This is a genomic window from Kribbella sp. (assembly GCF_035655035.1).
Taxonomy (GTDB): Bacteria; Actinomycetota; Actinomycetes; order Propionibacteriales; family Kribbellaceae; genus Kribbella.
On the sequence record NZ_DASRVN010000317.1, the window covers coordinates 1 to 2,763 of the forward strand.

Genomic DNA, 2,763 nt, shown 5'->3' on the forward strand with positions numbered 1-2,763 from the left:
CCCCACACCCACCACCAACTCGGGGTGGGTGGGCGGGAAAACCACCTCCGCCCCCCGCAACCACCTCCCACCTCGCCACCTGCTGGGGGTGGGCGGGGACGTCCATCTCCCACTCGCGCAACCACCTCGCACCTCACCACCTTCTCGGGGCGGGCGGGGAAACCGCCCAGGGCTCAGGGGGTTGTGGTTGATTTGAGGGTTAGTTCGACCTGGTTGGGGTGCAGGGTGAGGGCGCCGCCGGCGGCTTCGGCGCAGCGGCGGGCTATGTCGAGGCCGAGGCCGGTGGAGCCGCGGTCGCTGCGGCCGCGTTCGCCGGCGCCGAGGGGGATGCCGGGGCCTTTGTCGGCGACGACGATGTGGACGGTGCCGTCGGTGCGGGTGAGGGTGATGCGGGCGGGGGTGCCGTCGGGGGTGTGGGCGACGACGTTCTCGACGAGGGCGTCGAGGGCGGCGCCGAGGTCTTCGGCGGACGAGCGTACCGGCGCCGGATTGCCGGGCAGGTCCAGGGCGAGCTCACGGCCCTGGTCCTCGAACAGCGGCTCCCAGAACGCGGCCCGTTGCCGCGTCACCTCCACGGCATCCGAGTGCGGCACCCGCCCTTCGCGCTGTGGGCGGCGGGCCGCGCTGATCACCGCGGTCAACGTCCGCTCGAGGCTGGTGACCTGGGTGTTCAGCTCCTCGGCGCTCTCCCGGTCGGGCAGCGCCTCGACCTGCAGGCGGAGCGCGGTCAACGGGGTACGCAACCGGTGCGAGAGGTCCGCGACGGCCTCGCGTTCGACGGCGATCACTTCGTCGATCCGGTCCGCGAGCCCGTTCAGCGCGGAGCCGACCTTGGCGACCTCGGCGGGGCCGGTGGTCGGGGCGCGGGCGTCCATGTCGCCGCGGGCGAGGCGTTCGGCCGTACTCGCGGTCTCCTCGAGCGGCCGCGCGAGCCGCCGGGAGACGAGTTCGGCGCCGGCGATGCTGAGCAGCAGGACGAGCAGGCTGCCGCCGATCAGGATCCAGACGCGCGGCACCAGGCCGGCGTACAGCTCGTCGGCGGTCAGGTAGAGGCAGACGGAGGCGGTGCCGTTCGGCGTACCGACGCCGACGTCGACCGCGACGCCGCCGCCCACGTCGCGGTAGTCCGCGTTCCCGACCTTCGGTGGGCCCTTCTTGTCGCCGTCGTCGCCGTACTCGGCCGGCACGTCCTGTGGCGTCGGCACTCCGCCCGGCGGTGGGTTGCCCAGCGTCGTACCGTCGGGCATCCGCACGGAGATCTTCCCCGGCGCCGGCGGCAGCCCGTTGAGATACGCGGTGATGTCGTCGGCGGTGCGGCCCTGGTCGCCGACGTAGTACGCGACGGTCTCGGCCCGGTTGCGCGCCTTGTCCTTCGATTCGCTGGCGGTCGTACTGCGGAGCAGCAGCACCAGCGGGATCGCGAACGCGAGCACGACCAGCGTGGTCATACCGACCGAGAGGAGGAGGATCCTGCGGCGCATGCTCAGCCGTCCGCCGCGAGCTTGACCCCGACGCCGCGCACGCTGTGCAGGAACCGCGGCGCGGCCGCCGTCTCGCCGAGTTTCCGGCGGAGCCAGGACAGGTGTACGTCGACGGTCCGGTCGCCGCCGCCCCACGGCAGCCCCCACACCTCGGCGAGCAGTTCCCGCTTGCTGACGACGGCTCCGGGCCGCCGCGACAACGCCAGCAGCAGGTCGAACTCCTTGCGGGTCAGGTCCACCGCGGCGCCGTCCACGGTGACCTCGCGGCTGCGCGGGTCGATCCGCAGGCCGCCGACCTCGACGGTCGACTCGCCCTGCTGGTCGGTCCCGAGGCGCCGCAGTACGGCCCGGATCCGGGCGTCCATCTGGGCCGCGCTGAACGGCTTGATCACGTAGTCGTCCGCGCCCGCGTCGAGCAGCCGTACGACGCTGGCGTCGTCGTCGCGGGCCGTCGCCACGATCACCGGTACGTCGCTGACCGCCCGCACCATCGCCAGTACGTCCCGCCCGTCAAGATCCGGCAGGCCCAGGTCGAGGAGCAGTACTTCGGGCTTCTCCCGGGCCACGGCCGCGACCCCGTCGGCACCGGCCGCGACCGCCGACACGACGTGCCCGGCCGCCGTCAGAGACTTCCCCAACGACGCCCGAATCGCATCGTCGTCCTCGATCAGAAGCACCCGCGCCATGGAACCGAGGGTAGCCGCCGCATGCTCAACGCAGCCTCAAGCGGGGTTCAAGCGGACGTGCGTCACTGACCAACCTCCGCCTCGGACGGGCGGCCACGCTCGGCGGCCGGAGGCCGACGGTGCCGGGGCGGGGTTACTCAGTGACGGAGGTCCGGGGTGGCGGTTTCAGGCCGGTGCTGCGCAGTTCCAGGCCGGCGAGGCGGGTGATCACGTCGGTGTCGCCCGCGCGCCAGGCGGCGACCGGGTCGTCGGAGATCCTGGCGAGTTTGTGCATCGGCTGGTTCGCCATCGCGCGCAGTGCGAACAGGTCCAGGTCCGCGGCGCTGTCGATGAACTTCTGCGCCGCGCTCGCCCGGCGGGAGAACCGGATCCGCCGCGGCACCCAGATCAGTACGGCGAACAACACCGGCAGGCCGATCGTGACGCCCGCGAGTACGTACGCCAACTGGTCCACCGCATGTACCTGGTCCCGCCCCGCCTGTGCGAGCTTGCCCGCGGCACCGGCTGCGCTGTCGATCGGCGCCCGCAGCTCGTCGCCCACCGCGGGTACCTTCCCGATCGGCGACGACAGCTTCCGCAGGTCACCGGCCAGCCCG

General features: G+C 72.8%; 3 protein-coding genes. All 3 read right to left on the bottom strand.

The features are described 5' to 3' along the window. Positions 1-173 precede the first annotated feature (173 nt). A complete protein-coding gene (locus VFF46_RS18155) occupies positions 174-1,481 on the bottom strand; it encodes a HAMP domain-containing sensor histidine kinase (RefSeq protein WP_325038324.1) in 1,308 nt (435 codons plus the stop codon). A gap of 2 nt (positions 1,482-1,483) precedes the next feature. Further along, positions 1,484-2,167 (bottom strand): response regulator transcription factor, encoded by a 684-nt coding sequence (locus tag VFF46_RS18160; protein ID WP_325038325.1) that lies wholly within the window; start codon positions 2,165-2,167, stop codon positions 1,484-1,486. Between the two features lie 133 nt (positions 2,168-2,300). Further along, positions 2,301-2,763 (bottom strand): hypothetical protein (locus VFF46_RS18165; protein ID WP_325038326.1); only part of this gene is annotated, 463 nt, incomplete at its 5' end.